Annotated in this window: 16 protein-coding genes; 12 read left to right on the top strand and 4 right to left on the bottom strand. The window is 36.2% G+C overall.

The genetic code is table 11. The features are described 5' to 3' along the window. The first annotated feature begins 7 nt into the window (after positions 1–7). From SJY23_RS14020 to SJY23_RS14005, 4 genes are read left to right on the top strand one after another with little or no spacing between them, the layout of a single operon-like run. Positions 8–142, top strand: a complete 135-nt coding sequence (locus SJY23_RS14020) for a hypothetical protein (RefSeq protein ID WP_261375735.1) — start codon at positions 8–10, stop codon at positions 140–142. Beyond that, positions 139–585 carry a FixH family protein gene (locus SJY23_RS14015; RefSeq protein WP_396596822.1) on the top strand — a complete coding sequence of 149 codons (447 nt, stop codon included), beginning with the start codon at positions 139–141 and terminating at the stop codon, positions 583–585. Before SJY23_RS14020 ends, SJY23_RS14015 begins: the two co-directional genes overlap by 4 nt. Next, positions 585–1,292, top strand: a complete 708-nt coding sequence (locus SJY23_RS14010) for a sulfite exporter TauE/SafE family protein (protein WP_396596821.1) — start codon at positions 585–587, stop codon at positions 1,290–1,292. The genes SJY23_RS14015 and SJY23_RS14010 overlap by 1 nt, the downstream gene beginning before the upstream one ends. A gap of 22 nt (positions 1,293–1,314) precedes the next feature. Beyond that, a complete protein-coding gene (locus SJY23_RS14005) occupies positions 1,315–1,461 on the top strand; it encodes a hypothetical protein (protein ID WP_192816515.1) in 147 nt (48 codons plus the stop codon). Positions 1,462–1,683: 222 nt separating this feature from the next. Here SJY23_RS14005 and hemN read toward each other — a convergent pair whose 3' ends face one another. Further along, positions 1,684–3,045, bottom strand: coding sequence for an oxygen-independent coproporphyrinogen III oxidase (gene hemN / locus SJY23_RS14000; RefSeq protein WP_396596820.1), 1,362 nt, complete (start codon positions 3,043–3,045; stop codon positions 1,684–1,686). Positions 3,046–3,289: 244 nt separating this feature from the next. Here hemN and SJY23_RS13995 point away from each other — a divergent pair, with 244 nt between their 5' ends. From SJY23_RS13995 to SJY23_RS13960, 8 genes are all read left to right on the top strand, one after another. Then, complete coding sequence (locus SJY23_RS13995; protein ID WP_035336581.1) at positions 3,290–3,706, top strand: response regulator; 417 nt, start codon at positions 3,290–3,292, stop codon at positions 3,704–3,706. Beyond that, entirely contained in the window at positions 3,706–4,248 is a 543-nt protein-coding gene (locus SJY23_RS13990; protein WP_035336583.1) for a heme NO-binding domain-containing protein, read from the top strand. The genes SJY23_RS13995 and SJY23_RS13990 overlap by 1 nt, the downstream gene beginning before the upstream one ends. After that, positions 4,241–6,217: a PAS domain S-box protein gene (locus SJY23_RS13985; RefSeq protein WP_396596819.1), complete on the top strand. Its 1,977-nt coding sequence runs from the start codon at positions 4,241–4,243 to the stop codon at positions 6,215–6,217. The genes SJY23_RS13990 and SJY23_RS13985 overlap by 8 nt, the downstream gene beginning before the upstream one ends. Positions 6,218–6,221: 4 nt before the next feature. Then, complete coding sequence (locus SJY23_RS13980) at positions 6,222–7,352, top strand: FIST signal transduction protein (RefSeq protein WP_035336585.1); 1,131 nt, start codon at positions 6,222–6,224, stop codon at positions 7,350–7,352. Beyond that, positions 7,353–8,396 carry an ATP-binding protein gene (locus SJY23_RS13975; RefSeq protein WP_396596818.1) on the top strand — a complete coding sequence of 348 codons (1,044 nt, stop codon included), beginning with the start codon at positions 7,353–7,355 and terminating at the stop codon, positions 8,394–8,396. Between the two features lie 2 nt (positions 8,397–8,398). Then, positions 8,399–8,716 (top strand): Hpt domain-containing protein, encoded by a 318-nt coding sequence (locus SJY23_RS13970; RefSeq protein WP_396596817.1) that lies wholly within the window; start codon positions 8,399–8,401, stop codon positions 8,714–8,716. Between the two features lie 38 nt (positions 8,717–8,754). Further along, complete coding sequence (locus tag SJY23_RS13965; protein ID WP_035338207.1) at positions 8,755–9,474, top strand: LytTR family DNA-binding domain-containing protein; 720 nt, start codon at positions 8,755–8,757, stop codon at positions 9,472–9,474. 129 nt (positions 9,475–9,603) lie between these two features. Further along, positions 9,604–12,204: a DUF6923 family protein gene (locus tag SJY23_RS13960; RefSeq protein ID WP_396596816.1), complete on the top strand. Its 2,601-nt coding sequence runs from the start codon at positions 9,604–9,606 to the stop codon at positions 12,202–12,204. 418 nt (positions 12,205–12,622) lie between these two features. On the opposite strand, the gene SJY23_RS13955 is transcribed toward SJY23_RS13960, so the two are convergent. The 3 genes from SJY23_RS13955 to SJY23_RS13945 all read right to left on the bottom strand — a co-directional run bounded on the left by SJY23_RS13955 (position 12,623) and on the right by SJY23_RS13945 (position 17,320). Further along, positions 12,623–13,039 (bottom strand): lipocalin family protein, encoded by a 417-nt coding sequence (locus SJY23_RS13955; protein WP_339849512.1) that lies wholly within the window; start codon positions 13,037–13,039, stop codon positions 12,623–12,625. Positions 13,040–13,424: 385 nt separating this feature from the next. Beyond that, positions 13,425–15,050 (bottom strand): S41 family peptidase, encoded by a 1,626-nt coding sequence (locus tag SJY23_RS13950; protein WP_396596815.1) that lies wholly within the window; start codon positions 15,048–15,050, stop codon positions 13,425–13,427. Positions 15,051–15,298: 248 nt separating this feature from the next. Continuing rightward, positions 15,299–17,320 carry a tetratricopeptide repeat protein gene (locus SJY23_RS13945; RefSeq protein WP_396596814.1) on the bottom strand — a complete coding sequence of 674 codons (2,022 nt, stop codon included), beginning with the start codon at positions 17,318–17,320 and terminating at the stop codon, positions 15,299–15,301. Positions 17,321–17,752: the final 432 nt, after the last annotated feature.

Raw genomic sequence — 17,752 nt, 5'->3', positions numbered from 1 at the left:
AAAAACTATGAGTACAGAGCATAAAAAATGTTGTGACGGTTGTAAAAAAGGACAGCCAGGAACTAACGAAGCATGCAGCGCAAAGTTGATGATGGAAGCGCTCAAGAATAATCAAGAAATCACAAAAACACAAGAGTTATGAAATGGAACTGGGGAAAGGGTATTGTAGTGGCGATGGCTTGTTTTATGGGCTTTATTCTGTATATGGTTATCACGATGAGCACAGATGATAATTATAGTCATGATCTTGTGACAGAAGAGTATTATGCCAAGGAAATGGCATATCAAACCGAAATAGATGCAGAGACTAATGCGCGCAATCTCGTAGGTGAGATTAGCGGAAAACGTACGCCAGAGGGATGGTTACTTACCTTCCCAACGTCTATCTCAAAGAGTACAAATAAAGGAAAAGTGTTTCTATACAGACCGTCTAATCAGCAACTTGATTTTGAAGTGCCTTTGGTTATTTCAGAATCTAATTTGCTCATACCTGACAAACAGCTGATAGACGGTCGATGGAACATTATCATAGAGTGGACAGACGGGGTAGAGGAATACATGTATAAAAAGTCAATCGTTTACTAATGTTGTGGTCTGCACTCATATTTGGTCTTTTGGGCAGTTTCCACTGTGTGGGAATGTGTGGTCCCATTGCATTTATGTTACCCGTAGATCGTAAAAGCCCTGTAAAAAGAGCTTTCCAATTAATGAGTTACCACGCTGGGCGTATACTTACTTACAGTGTTCTGGGCTTAGTATTTGGGATTGTAGGTAAAAGTTTCAATCTCTTTGGTATCCAGCAGCAACTATCTATAATCATAGGTGTACTCATGATTGTAGTTATTCTCATACCCACTAAAATTTTCAATAAATACAACTTCTCAAGACCGTTATATAAGGCAGTTGGGAAAGTAAAGAGCTCCATGGGAACCGCTCTTAAGAAAAAAGATCCAGGTACGTTTTTTACTATAGGATATCTCAACGGCTTACTACCCTGCGGACTTGTATATATGGCAATCTTTGGCGCACTTGCTTCTGGTGGTGCTTGGGAAGGAGGATTATACATGGCAGTTTTTGGGCTAGGTACTATTCCATTAATGACTACTGCTATCTATTTAGGTAATTTTTTAAAAGGAAAAGCAAAGCAGGGCATCGTTAAGGTGATTCCTGTTTTTGTAGTCATTGTAGGAGTCTTATTTATAGTACGCGGCCTTGGTCTTGGTATACCATACGTATCACCATCAAAGATGGTAAGTGTAGAAAAAGTAGCTGCACAACATTCTTGTCATTAATAACAACCAAACAATTATAATTATGGAACAATTTTTAATACTTCTCGTAAACTGGGGAATGGGAGCACTACTCATAGGAGTATTTGCCTTAGTTTGTATTACACTGATACTTATTGTAGTAAATATGATTAAAGCAGACTCAAAAAAATCTAAAACCGATGAAAAATAAAGGTTTACAATTCATAAAAGAATACACAAGTACTTTATTAAACATTATAATTTTTAAAGGTCTCGACCTATTTATATCATTGCAATGTTTTTTAACTTACAAGAGAGATCGTATTAGTTCACATAGATAATCAAGGACTTACTGATGTCTTACAATCTTCAAAAGCGTAAAAAAAAGGGAAGCAGTAGTGCTTCCCTTTTTTAGTATATGTTGAGGTGACTTTTAAACCGTCATAGAAAATAACTGAGTCTCCGGCTTATTGCGCTGTAATCTCATATCAAATGGAAGACATATATTTCTCACAAATGGACGTCCCTTTTCTGTAACAATTAATTTTCTTGCATGTATTTCTAGCAGTCCGTCGCTTTCTAATTCCTTTAATTTTATAAGTACATCTGGAAGCTCTGCAAAATTTTCTTGATCATCACCCCATGAAGTCTCAAATGAGCACATCAAATTAAGAATATGTTGTCTTATGATAAGATCTTCTTCAGTAAGGATATGACCTCTAAAGATAGGTAGAATTCCATCCTCAATAAGTTGTTGATACTCTTCTATATTTTTTACATTCTGAGCAAAACTATACCAGCTGTCACTTATAGCAGAGACTCCTAAGCCTATCATTACTTGGGTTTTGCTGGCGTTATATCCCATAAAGTTACGATGTATAGTTCCGGCTTGCTGGGCTTCAAATAATGCATCTGTTTTAAGTGCAAAGTGGTCCATACCTATCTCAACATAGCCTGCTTTAACTAGCATCTTTTTACCTATCTCATACTGCATTCTCTTTTGGTCTGCACTAGGTAAATCTCCATCCTTAAAGCCTCGCTGCCCATTACCTTTTATCCATGGTACATGAGCATAGCTATAAAAAGCGATACGGTCTGGACTAAGGGATATGGTTTTATTTATAGTATTTATAACATCATCTTGCGTTTGGAAGGGTAGTCCATAAATGATATCGTGCCCTACAGAGTTATAACCCGTGGCACGAGCATTTTCTGTAGCGCTTTGAACGTGTGCGTATGGTTGTACACGATTTATAGCCTTCTGCACGGTTGTATTGTAATCTTGAACACCATAACAAACTCTAGAAAACCCTTTGTTGTATAATGCCTCAAGGTGCTCTTTTGTTGTATTGTTAGGATGCCCTTCAAAGCTCAGTTCAAAAGTGCTAGCTTTTTTTGTAAGTGCAAAAATCCCATCCATAAGACGTTCAAGATGCGCTGGTGAGAAAAAGGTAGGCGTTCCTCCGCCTAGGTGTAACTGTTTAATCACCGGTTTATCTCCTAGTAACGTCACGTACATCTGGAGCTCCTTAAGAACAGATTGTATATAAGGAATCTCAAGATCATGATTCTTTGTAATACGCTTATTGCAACCACAAAAAGTACACATACTCTCACAATAAGGTAAATGCACATAGATACTTATTCCTTGTGAAGTATTGCTTTTGCGAAAGCTTTTTTGTAAAGTGTTCTTCCACTGGGTTAGTGTAAAGTTATCTTGATCCCAGTAAGGAACAGTAGGGTAACTTGTATATCGTGGTCCTGCCACATTGTACTTAGATATAAGGGTACACATTGATTTTGAATTTTTTCAAAATTAACGTTTGATAAAAACAGAGAATATGATGAATATCAGCTTTTGAGAAACCATTATTTAATGACGGATATAGAAGTCCATTTAAAAATGATAAATTATACATGTAAATTACCACTCGTCGACACTTAAACGTCATCCGTCTACAGTAAAGGACTCGTTAAGCTAATTTTTGGAGGTATTTTGACATTTAATCACCAACTTTGAAAACATAAAGATCAATACTTTGGGGACAAGAAAATTAAGAATACTGCTCGTTGAGGACGATGCCATTGAGGTAATGAAACTCAAGCGAGCCATAGCAAAGCTAGACATGAACCATGAGCTCATAGAGGCAAAAAATGGTGAGGAAGCACTTGAAATACTTAAAGACCACTCGGTTTTACCAGATGTGCTGTTTCTCGATCTTAATATGCCAAAAATCAACGGCATAGAGTTCTTGAAGATTTTGAAAAAAGATGAAGTTTTACGATTTTTACCTACAGTCATGCTTACTACCTCAAGTAATCGCAAGGATATACTTGCTTGTTACGATACGGGAGTCGCAGGTTATATTATTAAACCTTTAAAGTACGATCACTACGTTGAGAAAATAAAATCGGCGTTAGAGTATTGGAGTATGAATGAATTAATCAAAGCATAATGAAAGGAATTGTATTTACAGAGTTTTTAGAACTTGTCGAAACAAAATTTGGCTTAGAAATGGTTGATACCATTCTTAATGAATCTGAGTTACCTTCTAATGGTGTTTATACAGCAGTAGGAACCTATAGCTTTACAGAAATGGTGAGCTTACTTACTAATTTAAGTAAGGAAACGGGACTTGTAATTGATGATTTATTGTTGGTATATGGAGAGCATTTTTTTACGGTAGTAGAGAAGAGCTACCCATCATTTTTGAAGCAATATACAGACCCTATAGAGATGCTTTCATCTATAGAAAATCACATACATGTAGAGGTTAGAAAAATTTATCCAGATGCAGAGTTACCTACTTTTTCAATAGAGGAGAAGACTCCAGAGAGTCTTGTAATGATCTATAAGTCAAGCAGAGCCATGCATGCCTTTGGTCGCGGATTAATGAATAAAACTTTTGAGTTTTTTAATACAAAAGCAACTATCTTAGTTGAAAAATTAAAAGAAAACGGAACCGAAGTAAAATTCAGCATAGCAACATATGAGTGACCCCAAAATCAAGATGTATGAAAGAGCACTAGCACGTGAAAAAGCAGCTAGAAAAGAAGCCGAGCGTATTCTTGAGGAAAAGTCATTAGAATTATATCACAAATCTGAGGAGTTAAGAGTTTCAAATTCAAAACTTGAAGATGTTGTAAAAGAACGCACTTCTGAACTTGAGGGAGTATTTGAAAACATAGTAGATGCCTATGTAGTTATGGAGTTATCTGGCAATGTTATCAAAATGAATGATGCTGCCATGACACTCCTTGGGTATAGTCTAGAAGATAACTTCAATCTTTGGGATATTGTCCACCCAGATGAAAATGACAAAGTTGTTGAGGGCTTTGATATCCTAACCTCTAAAGGTGCAATAACAGATTTTCAAATAAAAATTATCATCGCTTCAGGAGCTATTAAGTTAGTTCATATTAATGCAAGCATTGTCTTTAATGCAGATGGTAAGCCTATAGCAGCCCAAGGTATTGTAAGAGATATTACACAAGACAAGGCAGCCGAGCAGCGCCTTATAGATTCAGAAAATCGATTATCTGCACTTATTTTAAACCTAGAAAGTGGTATTCTACTTGAAGATGAGCATCGCAATATTGTAATCACAAATAATCGCTTCTGCGATTTTTTTAATATTCCATCAAGTCCAGAGCAACTTATAGGTGTAAACTGCGAGCATGCAGCTGAAGATAGCAAAGATCTTTTTAAAGATCCAGAAGAATTTGTATCAAGAATAAATACGCTTACGCGAAAAAAAGAACAAGCGCTATCTGATGAGCTTAAATTAGTTGATGGTCGTATCTTGGAGAGAGATTTTATTCCTATTTATGAAGAAGGTATTTATAAAGGTCACCTTTGGACGTATAGAGATGTCACCTTGAGAAGAAAGTTTCGCGAAAGCATAGAAGCAGAACGTCAAAAATATAGTGACATTATTGCAAACATGAACTTGGGACTTATTGAGGTCAATCTTGATGATGAAGTCTTGATGATCAATAACAGTTTTGAATTGTTATCTGGTTATACCGAAGAGGAACTCCTAGGTAAAAAAGCGAAGGAGATATTACTTACTCCAGAGTCTCAAAAACAACTCACTCAAGAGAATAATGATAGGTTGAGCGGAGCGTCAAATTCATACGAAGTGCAGGCTATAACTAAGAGTGGTGAATTGAAACACTGGTTAATAAGCGCGGCACCTAATTATAATATTAATGGCAAAGTAATAGGTTCTATAGGAGTTCACCTTGATATTACAGAACTCAAGAGTCTAGAGTTGGAGAAAGAAAACCTCTTAAAGAAACTTGAAAAACGTAATGATGAGCTACAGGAGTACGCACACGTAGTTTCTCATGATCTTAAAAGTCCGCTTAGGAGCATTAATGCGCTAGTAAACTGGATTAGAGATGATAATGAAGACGTTTTTACAGAAGTGACAAAGAGTCATCTAGAGATGATAGACACTACGCTAGAAAAGATGGAACAGCTCATTTCTGACGTGCTCGAATATTCAAGCGCAGGATCTGAAAATACAGCTTCTCAAAGAGTAAACTTGCAAGAAGTACTAGCAGATATAGAAACTTTGCTTCACTGTCCAGAACATATTACATTGAGTATTCATCCAGATTTACCTACGGTAAATGGAGATAAAGTCAAGTTACAACAGTTGTTTCAAAACTTGATGAGTAATGCGATACGTTATTGTGATAAAGACAAAGGTCTCATAGAGGTAGGATTTACAGAAAGTAAAACACATTACACCTTTACGGTCAAGGATAATGGAATCGGGATTCCTAAAGAGTACCACGATAAAATATTTAAGATTTTTCAATCACTTAATAACCATAAAGACTCTACGGGTATAGGACTTTCTATTGTGAAGAAAATAGTAGACCTATATCAAGGAAATATTTGGCTAGAAAGCACCGTAGGGGAGGGCACAACGTTCTTCTTTACATTACAAAAATAACACAATGAAAACTGTACAATTACAACGGGACTCGTCTGGCTCATGGCACTATTTAAGTGAATCAATAGCACTTGATAATCCGCTGGTGCTTATTCTAGGGAACCGATTTTTACTAGAGAAAGAAGGCGTTTATGAGGAAGTAAGAGACTTATTTCCTTCGGGGCATCTTGTATTTGGATCTTCTAGTGGTGAGATTGTGGCTGGCGCTGTAAATGATAACCACATTACAATAACCGCAATAGAGTTTGAAAAGTCCTCCTTTGAGATTCAGACTTTTAATATTCATGAGGTAGGAGATGATAGTGAGAAAGCAGGATCTACAATTGTAAATAAGTTAACAGAAGAAGGTCTTAAGCACATATTTGTATTATCTGAAGGAAGTTTTGTAAATGGATCTGCTCTAACTAAAGGGATGCAAGAGGCGTTGCCTAAAGTTCTAATCACTGGCGGACTGTGTGGAGATGATGCACGTTTTGAAAAAACACTTGCTTCTTATAATGAGGCACCAAAGGAAGGCGAGATTGTAGTCATAGGTTTTTATGGAGAAACTTTTGAAGCCTCATTCTCAATTTATGGTGGGTGGACCCCTTTTGGGCCAGAAAGGCTTATCACAAAATCTGATGGAAATATCTTGTACGAGATAGATGGTAAACCAGCATTAGATTTATACAAGACATATCTAGGCGACAAAGCAGAAGAATTACCAGGCTCTGCGCTTATCTATCCTTTAAACGTGAAGAGTGCAGAAAATGACCAGTCATTTGTGCGTACTATTTTAAATATAGATGAAGAGAAAAATGCGATGATTTTAGCTGGAGATGTACCGGAGCAATCTAAAGTACAACTCATGATGACTAATATGGATAGTATCGCATCGGCATCAGAAACGGCTGCATTACGAGCGATGGAAGGAAGAAATAATCCTCCACAATTAGCCTTGCTCATAAGCTGTATAGGACGTAAGCTAGTACTAGATCAACGTATAGAAGAAGAGGTAGAGGAGGTAATGAGTGTGATAGGTGATGATGTCGTGATAGGAGGGATGTATTCTTACGGAGAGATTGCCCCTTTTTACGGAGAACGTAGTTGTAAATTGCATAATCAAACGATGACTATCACTTTAATAAGCGAATAGATGAACCCACTCTTAAAAAGACAAATACGTAAATATCTTCCTGATGATTTAAAAGATCGTGAGGATATGCAAGTCTTTTTTGATGCCGTGGGAAGATCATATGATAATTTTGACAATCAATTTAAGATGACCCAAAGGGCTATGAAAGTAAGTTCAGACGAGCTTTTTGAAGCCAATAGACAACTAAGAGAAGAGTCTCAAAGACAACAAGGGTTATTGATACGCTTACAGTCTGTAATTAATGCAGTGCAACCCTTTGGAGAAGATCAAGATGAGGGTATAGATATAGGCGATGCAAATCTAGCCGAATATATTAGCCAGCAGGCAGAGCAGCTCATCCTAGTAAACAGAGATCAAGAATTACTGGTAAAGGAACTAGCATTGCAAAACCAAGAGCTCAATGATTATGCACACATTGTATCTCATGACCTCAAATCACCATTGCGCAGTATTGAAGCCTTAGTAAGCTGGCTTAAAGAAGATTATGGAGACGCGATAGGCGAGGAGGGAAAAACGCAAATAGGGCTCATTGTAAATCATTTAGAAAAAATGGACGCCCTTATTACAGGTATTTTAAACTACTCATCTATTGACAAGGAAGTTCGCACAGAACGACAAATAGATTTAAATGTACTTGTAAAAGAGACGGTAGATCTCATGCATTTACCAGAGCATATTACTATAAAAGTACATAAAATGCCTACTATTCTTGCAGACCGTTTTAAAATACAGCAGTTATTTCAAAACTTGATAGGCAACGCTGTAAGCAGTATCGATAAGCCCCAAGGACTTATAGAAGTTATTGCACGAAATCTTGATGACGTTTTCCAGTTTGAAATAAAGGATAATGGTAAAGGAATTAATCCAGCCTATTTTCATAAGATTTTCCAAGTATTTCAAAAGCTAGAAAATGATTCTGAAAGTACGGGAATCGGGTTATCAATCGTAAAGAAAATTGTACACTTTTATGACGGTAAGATTTGGTTAGATAGTACAGAAGGCGTCGGGACCACATTTTACTTTACACTACCTCAAACTACATAATTATGGAAAAGCCCAATCTCAATTATATCAAAGAACTTTCAGGGGGAGACGCAGGTTTTGAAAAAAAACTGATAGGCGTGGTACAAGCAGAATTACCTCAAGAAATTGCCGAATACGAAGGTAATATGAAGGATTCCGCTTTCGCGAAAGCGGCCGAAAACGTACATAAGATAAAACATAAACTAGGAATCGTAGGACTAGAAAAAGGATATGAACTCGCCATTGCCTATGAAGATGAGCTTAAGGAAGGAAAAACAACATTAAAGGTAGAATTTGAAAGCATTCTAACCGCTGTAATCCATTTTATAAAAGATTTATAATCTGTAAATTGCATAATAAATCATAAAATTTCTAAATGTTGAACTGTATTATTGTAGATGATGAAACTGCGGCACGTACGATCGTATCGCATTTATGTAGCCAGGTAGATGAACTCAATGTAATTGATGAGTTTCCTAACGCGATGCAGGCAATCAAGTTTTTAAATAAGAACGAGATTGACCTCATTTTCTTAGATATACACATGCCAGATTTTACTGGTTTTGACTTTATAGATTCGCTTAAAAATCCGCCAAAGATTGTTCTCACCACGTCAGATCGTGACTTTGCGATTGAGGCTTTTGAGTATGATTGTATTGTAGATTACTTAGTAAAGCCTATAACCCTGCCTAGATTTCTTAAGGCAATGCAAAAGGTTGAAAGTTTTAAAGCTCCTAAGTTGCAAAAAGCAACTCCAGATGCACAAGAAGCAAAGCAAGAAGAGTCAGAAAAAGAGATGTATGTAAATATAGACAGGCGTCTCATTAAGATTGAGTTTGATAAAATCTTTCTTGTAGAAGCAAAAGGTGACTACGTACTAATAAAAACGGAAGGAAAAAATTACACCGTACACTCTACACTTAAAAAGATAGAAGAAAAACTACCAGATAGTCTTTTCTTAAAAATCCATCGCTCCTATATTATCAACATTAAAAAAATAGTTGATATTGAGGATAATAGTGTCCTGATAGCTAGAGATGTAATACCAATAAGTCGTTCTAACAGACCTGAACTTATGAAGCGTCTTAACTTGCTATAAAACAACAAATTCCATTCGTCTACAGTAAATTACCACTCAACGATACAAGTATCAGTGCGGTCGAATAAATTGAAAATCAGGATATAAACAGCCTAATTTTGTTTCTATAATCACATCAATAGAAGCAATATGAAAGCAAATTTCTACTCTCTTACAAGACAATTAATCGCACTAAGCTGCTTGTTGTATTCATTTACAGCCAGCGCACAAGATGTACCTTTTAATTGTGATTATAGCGCTTATTTGTTTCAATACAATGATGTGTATGCAATTGATCTAGCTTCTGGAAACTCTTTTCTAGCAGCAAAGGATATCACACCAGGAAACATTAATGCAGCAGCATATAATCCTGCAGATGGTTACATCTGGGGATACTTATCAAGCCCTGCAAAATCTATTGTTAAAATAGGTAAGAACTTTGAGACTACTACCATCACTATTGATGCATTACCTACTGGCAATAAATATGTAGGTGATATAAGCGCTACAGGACAATATTACTTTAAAGCTGGTGGGAGCACATACTACACTGTAGATCTTGATCCAGCATCAGAAACATATACAGAACTTACTGCAACTGCATCATTATCACAAAATTTAAGTGTACATGACTGGGCATTTAATGCAGTAGATAATCAGTTGTATGCTGTAGAAAAAGGAACAAATATTTTATATAGAATTAATCCAGAAAATGGCCAGGTGCAACCTTTAGGTATCGTACCTATTTTATCAGGACTAAACTATACCTATGGAGCTGTATATTTTGATGCATCGGGACGTTTTTATGTATCTGCAAACCAAACAGGAACTATCTATGTAATACAAAGTGTTCAAGACCTTGACGGAATAGGAGTTATAGATTCAAATCTTTTTGCCTTTGGACCATCAAGTAATAGTAATGATGGCGCACGTTGCCCTACAGCACCAGTTTTACAAGAAATTTGTGATAACGGAATTGATGATGATGGTGACGGTCTTATAGATTGTGAAGATCCATCATGCTCGGGATACGGGATGTGTGCCACTATTGATCCAGAAACATCTACAGGAAATAAAGGAGGATTAGAAAGTAATAATAGACTGTCTAACGCTATTGCCAAACGTAATTTTAATCGTGCAAAGGAAAGCTATGAATTTAATAAAGACCTTGCACCACTTGTAGGTAAGAAGGATAGCTATGCCGTAAGAACTGCTCAAGCCTTTACGCTTGCAGATCTTGTGCCTCTAGAAGAGATTAGCGAAGATTATGTGGTTGAATCTACACCTGCAGATCTGGTAGGTATTACAAATGCAACCGAAGTATATGCTGTAGACTATATAAAAGGAGAACTCTCAACCGCATCTATACTTGCTCTTAAAACAGAAAATGGCGTATATGAGCATACAAAGTATATCTGTGATCGTTTACTAGGAGCAGAGCTTACCTCTGTGTCTACCATAGAGATTAATGGACAGCAGTTTATTAAATCTCTAATAAGAAATATAGACGGCAGTGTAGAATTTGTTTTAAGCCTTTCGGCGAAAATGGTAAACAATGAGACTGAATTTATTGTAGAAAGCCACTGGAATCTTGATCGTTATGAGGATGATGTCACTTTTTACAACTTCCAAATATGGGCAAACTCAATAGATGATTTACATAAATTAGGACAGCAGGTGTTAAACCTTCTAGAAGTACAGAAGCCAGTAACATCATACAATACCTCAACACCACCTACGGTATTTGTAAAAAAAGGAAACTATAATAACGGAGCGTTACAACTAGAAATCATCAATACAAATGCAACCGAGAGTGTAACATTTGATGCAGGAATAAGAGCAACAGAAACAAGCGAGATAGTAACAACCACATCGAGCATCTCACTTGGCGAAAATTACATCACAGAGGTTACTATTGACACAGGATATTTATTTGACATAGGATTTAGAATAGGAGATGGTATAAACACACCAGATGATTTATTTCTATCTGACGGGCCATGGGGAGTAGATGCATCTCAAGTAGGGACAGATGTAGTAACCTATGAGATTTCAGAAAATGAAGAAACATACGGAGATGACACCTATGCTATAGAACGCAACTTGTCACTCACAGCAACAACAAACAGCTATGTTGCGGCATATAGAGCACTTACACCACGTTTTCAAGCAGTAGATGTAAGCACGTTTAATGCATTACAAATGACAGCAAAGGGAACAGGAAACTTAGAAATCACTTTTGTAAAGGAAAGCATAGAAATCTGGGAAGAGCAGTATAAAGCAACGATAGCACTGACAGACAACTATCAAGATTTTGATATTTTATTTGACAACTTTACAAATCCTTCGGGAACACCATTGTTACTTAATGATCTCGTAACTGTGGTATTTACGATGGTATCTCAAGATGGAACGATGGTTACTAAGGAAATGGATATTAATGAGATACAATTTGCAAACTCAGAAGTACTCTCAACCGAAGAGAATATCATGGCAGCAGATGCATTAATAAATTACCCTAACCCATTTATATCGCAGACTACAATAAGATTGCCACAAGCAAGTGCAACGGTACAAATTACAGTAGTAGATATGTTAGGACGCATAGTAGACACGCAAGATATAACAACAAACAATGGAGGGTTAACAGCTGTATACACAGCTCCAAACCTACAGACAGGCATCTACACCTATAAAATAATAGATAGTGCCTCACAACAACACAGTGGCAAGTTTGTCATAAAGAGATAATAAGTAGTTTTTTTGATTTGATTTGATGTTTGGCCATCACCGGGGACGGTGGTGGCTTTTTTTGTGGGGTGGGATAAAATGTATTTCTGAGCAATAATACTACATTACTTAGTACGCTTTCGCGAAAGCATAACTCAAGTAAGAGAAATAAAAAGAACTTACCAAACTTATAAACAAGCTGTCAAAAAAAGTCTTTATCCTCATAAAATCGTGAAGTCTTTATAAGGAAAATTATAGGTTAAGATTAGCTTAGAAGTGCTTACTGATGAGAGTTGAGCTAGGCTCGTGTTTTAAGTTAGTTGTTTGTTGGCTTTAACGCTTTAATCCGATTTATAATCTCTAAGTTAACATTATCGCCAAATTCAAATTTTAGAGACTTGTCTTTTTAAGTTGAGATTTGGCGATTTTAAAATGTCTTTTAGTTTTTTGAAAAATAATAGAAATAAGGATCGTCGTAAGAAACAACAAAGACATTGTCAGTTATAGTAATATTTTCTTCGTATTGATCACCATCCTCATCAGCATTGTATTTTAATTTGTATGTGTTGTTACCTAAATTCTCCCAAGTTCCAGGGTCACTAAAATCCAATTCACATATTCCAGCTGAATTAGTGAAATAAGAAGATTCGGTAAAAGTTCCATCTAAATTAATTGTAAATGAACTTTGTCTATCACAATCATCTAAAGGTTGATCATTTCCTTCAAACACTGATTTCGATTGAGTCCAAATACCGATAAAAGAATCTTCTGCTTGCACAGTTGTATTATCGTCATCACTACTACAAGAGTTAAGAGTTAAAGTAATTACGGATAATAGTAGAATAAATTTTTTCATTTTTTGATTTTCGTTTTTTGATGTTACCTAATAAATTGTTTTCTTGTCAGATTGTATGGTTCATTTATTATTAAATTCAACATGACAAGTGGAAGCAAATATAGGGTAGTTTCACTCAATTTTTAAGTGTTAAATCCGTTGTGTTTTTTCAATTAAGAGTCCAGCTTTCCAATGTTACTAGCGATTAGTGTGCTTTAGACAAATAATAACGAGAATACGAGAAGTAAAAAGCCCTTATTTCAATCGCAAATAAGCTCCTAAAACAAGCTTTTGCCATCATAAATGTAGGAAGACCTTATGATGAAAATAAAGATTACTTTAGAAGTATTTATTGAGGGAAGCGGAGGTCAACTTTTAACTCAGTTATTTTGTTGGCAACAGTTTTTCATTCAGAGGCTAATTCGATTGCTTTTTCAAAAACTTCATCACGACCATTTATTAATCCATTAATTGTCGATTTAACTTCAACATCTATTCTAATTCCATTTCGTTGTGTTTCCGAACCGTCAGGATAAAGAATTCCATTTCCTGATATTGCTGTTCTGTAACCTCCTAAATATTCAAACACAACAACATCTCCATCAGCTCCTGCAGTTTGGTTTCCAACTGTAATTATATTGTCAGCTGTTTGAAAAGCCATAGCCGTAAATTCAGACCTACTCAAAGACTCTTCATTTACTAACAATATAATTCTTCCCTTAAATGCCTTTTTACTACTGTTTGTTCGTAAATTATCTGTGTAGCTAAATCTTGAAGGGTAATTAATGTTCGGACTATAAATTTTACTAAAATCCTTTTTTTCTGTATTTAAATATCTAGAAAATCTATTATAAATAAAGGCGGGATAATTTCTTAAATCTATTATGATTGATTTTTTAGTGTCAAATGATTTAAAAATATCTTCAATATCTCTGCCTTTAACGCTTGCCATATTTATAAAGCCAACTTCGTCAGTGACCGATTTTGATTTAATTGCTTTAGAATTATCCCAATAGTTAAAATCATTAAAATCGTATCTGTTTACTTTGATTTTTTCAACTTGCCCTTGTCTGTCTATGGTTAGGTTTATTTCTTTTTCTGAACCGCTAAAAATTTTAGTGTAAGTGTTTTTAGTTTTAATGTTTTTATTGGAACCAGCGACATACTTTAGGTTTTTGTCTTTTTCTGTTCTAACATCTAAATCATTAATCTTCAAAACAATGTCTCCTAATTGCAAGTTGTTGAGATTAGCAATGGAATCGTTATAAAAACCTGAAACAACCGCTTTATTTTCAATATGGGAAATCTTTGCAGGAATATACATAGGTCTTTCGTCAGAGAAACTTATCCAAGCGTGTGTATCATCTAATTTTGCGACAAGTTCTTTAATCTTATTTTGGTAGTCACTTTGATTTTTAGCGTTTTTAATTTTCGGTATCATTTGTCTTAAAACAGAATCCCAATTTTGGTCGGTCATGTATTTATATGGATAAAAATATTCTATTATATTCCAATATTTAAACAAACCCAATAATCTATATTCTTCGTTAGGAAATTCAAAATTTTTGTATTGTGGTTCGTTAGTAATTTTTATGTTGCCGACAGGTTGTATTTCTACATAAAAGTTTTCCTTCTGAATTCTGTTATTTTCAATGAATTTTAATTTTGACGAAAGCTTATCATTAAAAAGATTTTCGTTTTGTAACCACGATAAGTCAAAGTTTTTATCGAAGTAATTTTCTTCAGAGCTACATTTTTTACAAACGTCTATGTTACCCAAGTTGTTAATCCAGTCTATGTAAATTGCTGATAGGTCGTTCTTATCAGTTGCTTTTAAAACTTTTGGAAGATATTTGATAAATTCATCGTCCCAGTTATAAATTCCTTTTCCAACCTCGGGATGATAATATTTTAGAAACCCGTAAATTTTTCCAAGTGAAGCTAACTTTTCAATTTCCGAAATTGTCTGTTGAGCAGTCAATAAGTTTAAACTGAAAATGGTCAAAATTAGAATTACGGATGTTTTTTTCATATTGTTGCCAGAAGACCACCACATAAAGCGAGTATAGCTCCCGATAACTATCGGAATTGCTTCGTTGCTTTAATTTGCTGTCTTGTTTGTTTGATCTAAATATACAACCAATATCGTAGTTCTATAATTCTAAAAACGAACATTATACTCACAATATGAATGAGCATTGTCTGTGTATTATAATAACAAAAAACGCCCCAATGGGCGTTTCTAAATACTTTAGACTAGTAGTAAGGTAGCCTTAAAGATTACATCTTTATAATTCCTTTTTCAAGTACTTGCCATCTCAATTTTAAACCTACTTCCATAAATTCAAATCCTGCTGCGGTTGCAGAGGCAATGTTACTGTACTTACCATAAGCACCCATCTGGAAGCGGTTTGATATCGCATATTGTACTTTGGCTTCTACGCGAAAAAGTGTAGTAGCCTCATCCTCTTCTACTACTTGTAAACCTCCTGCGGCGTTTGCTGCATAGCTCCACTTTCCTGCCTGCCCGGTAAGATCTAAAAACAACTCAACTGCTTGGTATTTTGACGGGCTAAAGTACAACGTAGGTACTTGATCCTTAAAACCTACGTACTGGTAATTGATACCACCTTTGAGCGTTGGGTTTTTTGTAAAGTTGTAATATAAAGAAGTGAATAGTAAGTTACGAGAGTTTCCATCTGTTTGCTGCGTGTGCATTAAACCAGTATACCACCCTAGATTTATGTTTGTTCCCATATTGTAATTAAGGGAATAATTATTCATAAAGATTTTTTCATCTAGCAGTGCGGCGTTAAAATCTTGTAACGTCCTGCTATAACCTACCTCTAAAAACTGAAGCGGAAAAGGTCTTGATTTTACAAAAATAGATCCATTTACATCTGTATAGTTATTTGCATTTGCGTCTGCTTTTACAAATCCTAACGTCCCTTCTAACCATGTATTATTAATCACTCTATAATGAGCACCTATAGATGCATCTGTATTATATGCCATCGTATTTGTAGTCATATTTTCAGTAGTTCTATAGTTATATGAGAACACTGTTTTAAATCTACTTGTAAATGGTAGGGTTGCCGTCATTCCAGCAGAGTAAGCTTGGTTATCGCCATTGTCAGAAGTGTAGGCAGCTCGTGTTTCAATCACTGGAGCAAGGCTACTTTCTATTGTTTTCATTAACCCAGTAGCATCTTTCTGGTTAGGGTAGAAGGTTAAGGTATTTTTCGCGAAAGCGTAAGCCTCATCCAGATTACCCTGTGCACGGTATGCATTTGCAATCCCAAGATTCCCGTCAAAAGAGGCACTGTCCTTCTCAAGGATACCGTTATACACCTCGATACTCTTTTTAAAAGTCCCCGTGTACATCCCTAAATTTGCCTTAAGTGCAGCCACACGCGCATTAGTCGGGAAGGTGCTTTTAAGATCTGCAATGGCAGTTCTTGCTGTGGAATATTTTCCGTTCCAGATGAGTGCTTGTATGTAGCGCTCGTTTGCGGTAATGATTTTTGTAGTGTCCGCTTTCGTGAAAGCGATACTCTCCTGCGCCAGTGATAATGCGAGCTTGTCGTCCTTCTGTAAGTGAGCAACTAATGATTTTCCTACCTGAGAAGTTAAGGTATCTGAAAGTTGGTTATACATCGTGTTTGCATTCTCATAATCCTTCTTTGCGATATACGTATTTGCAAGCGCGCTTATGATTTGCTCATCGTTAGGCATATCCTCAAGAGCACTTTTAAGCAATTGTATAGCAGCATCATATTGAAAAGCAGTTGTGAGTTGGTTTGCCTTACCTAAACGCATAAACTTTTTTGATACTGCAGCATTTGCATTGCCAGGTTGTACGGTAAGTGCCTTGTTTACATAAGCGATTGCCGCGTCATAGTCTTTAAGGTTAGAAAGCGTGTTTGCATAGCCGAGTAGGGCAGAGAAGCTTGTACTGTCTTTGGCAACGAGGGTTTCATAAAAGTCTTTTGCAGCGCCAAAATCACTATCCCATAAAAGAGACTCAGCATAGTTTAAGCCCACTTCAAAATCTGTAGGGTAGTCTGCTTTTAGGTTTGTAAAAAGTGTTCTTGCTTTGCCACTCTCACCACTCAACCCTAGAGCACGACCGTAACAGAGTCTTGCCGTTTTATTATCTGGGTAGTCTTCAAGCACATCTCCAAAAAATGTTTTTGCTTCCTCATATTTCCCAGTTTCTAATAAAGTGAAACCAGCATACATATCTTGGCTGTATGCTGTGGCACCTAGTAGGAAAAGAATAATATATGTTAGTTGTCTCATTGCGTATGTTTTACAAGTGCAAGTTATGGCAATATACAAAGGATTCAATCTTAATGTATCTGCAATTCGTCGATACTTATCGTCGACTGGTGGAGGTTGCGTAGAGTGTGAGTGGAGTTTTGAGGGAAGTGTGCTGTGAATATCTCCCTAAGGTTCTATTTATTGTTCCTAAAGTCACTTGCCTCCAACATCTCCCCAACCCCTCTTCAAAGAGGGGCTTTCATCTTTGTGTACTCCTCCTCTTCGAAGAGGAGGCTGGGAGGAGATGTTTTGAGTTTGAGTAGGAAGATGGCTGCGAACATCTCCCCAAATGTGCCTTCCTCTCGTTCATACTTCACTCGTCGGAGGCAAGTTCAAAAAGAGGCTTCAAGTTGTCACTCCTCCTCTTTGAAGAGGAGGCTGGGAGGAGATGTTTTGAGTTTGAGTGAGAAG

Origin of the sequence: Dokdonia sp. R86516, from assembly GCF_044596715.1 — a bacterium.
GTDB lineage: Bacteria > Bacteroidota > Bacteroidia > Flavobacteriales > Flavobacteriaceae > Dokdonia.
The sequence above is the reverse complement of the archived record's forward strand: the minus strand, read 5'-3'. Positions and strand labels throughout refer to the sequence as shown.

Excerpts from the sequence above, each read along its gene's own strand:
- SJY23_RS14020 (WP_261375735.1), top strand. The coding sequence starts at position 8 with ATGAGTACAGAGCATAAAAAATGTTGTGACGGTTGTAAAAAAGGACAG.
- SJY23_RS14015 (WP_396596822.1), top strand. The coding sequence starts at position 139 with ATGAAATGGAACTGGGGAAAGGGTATTGTAGTGGCGATGGCTTGTTTT.
- SJY23_RS14010 (WP_396596821.1), top strand. The coding sequence starts at position 585 with ATGTTGTGGTCTGCACTCATATTTGGTCTTTTGGGCAGTTTCCACTGT.
- SJY23_RS14005 (WP_192816515.1), top strand. The coding sequence starts at position 1,315 with ATGGAACAATTTTTAATACTTCTCGTAAACTGGGGAATGGGAGCACTA.
- hemN (WP_396596820.1), bottom strand. The coding sequence starts at position 3,045 with ATGTGTACCCTTATATCTAAGTACAATGTGGCAGGACCACGATATACA.
- SJY23_RS13990 (WP_035336583.1), top strand. The coding sequence starts at position 3,706 with ATGAAAGGAATTGTATTTACAGAGTTTTTAGAACTTGTCGAAACAAAA.
- SJY23_RS13985 (WP_396596819.1), top strand. The coding sequence starts at position 4,241 with ATGAGTGACCCCAAAATCAAGATGTATGAAAGAGCACTAGCACGTGAA.
- SJY23_RS13980 (WP_035336585.1), top strand. The coding sequence starts at position 6,222 with ATGAAAACTGTACAATTACAACGGGACTCGTCTGGCTCATGGCACTAT.
- SJY23_RS13975 (WP_396596818.1), top strand. The coding sequence starts at position 7,353 with ATGAACCCACTCTTAAAAAGACAAATACGTAAATATCTTCCTGATGAT.
- SJY23_RS13970 (WP_396596817.1), top strand. The coding sequence starts at position 8,399 with ATGGAAAAGCCCAATCTCAATTATATCAAAGAACTTTCAGGGGGAGAC.
- SJY23_RS13960 (WP_396596816.1), top strand. The coding sequence starts at position 9,604 with ATGAAAGCAAATTTCTACTCTCTTACAAGACAATTAATCGCACTAAGC.
- SJY23_RS13955 (WP_339849512.1), bottom strand. The coding sequence starts at position 13,039 with ATGAAAAAATTTATTCTACTATTATCCGTAATTACTTTAACTCTTAAC.
- SJY23_RS13950 (WP_396596815.1), bottom strand. The coding sequence starts at position 15,050 with ATGAAAAAAACATCCGTAATTCTAATTTTGACCATTTTCAGTTTAAAC.
- SJY23_RS13945 (WP_396596814.1), bottom strand. The coding sequence starts at position 17,320 with ATGAGACAACTAACATATATTATTCTTTTCCTACTAGGTGCCACAGCA.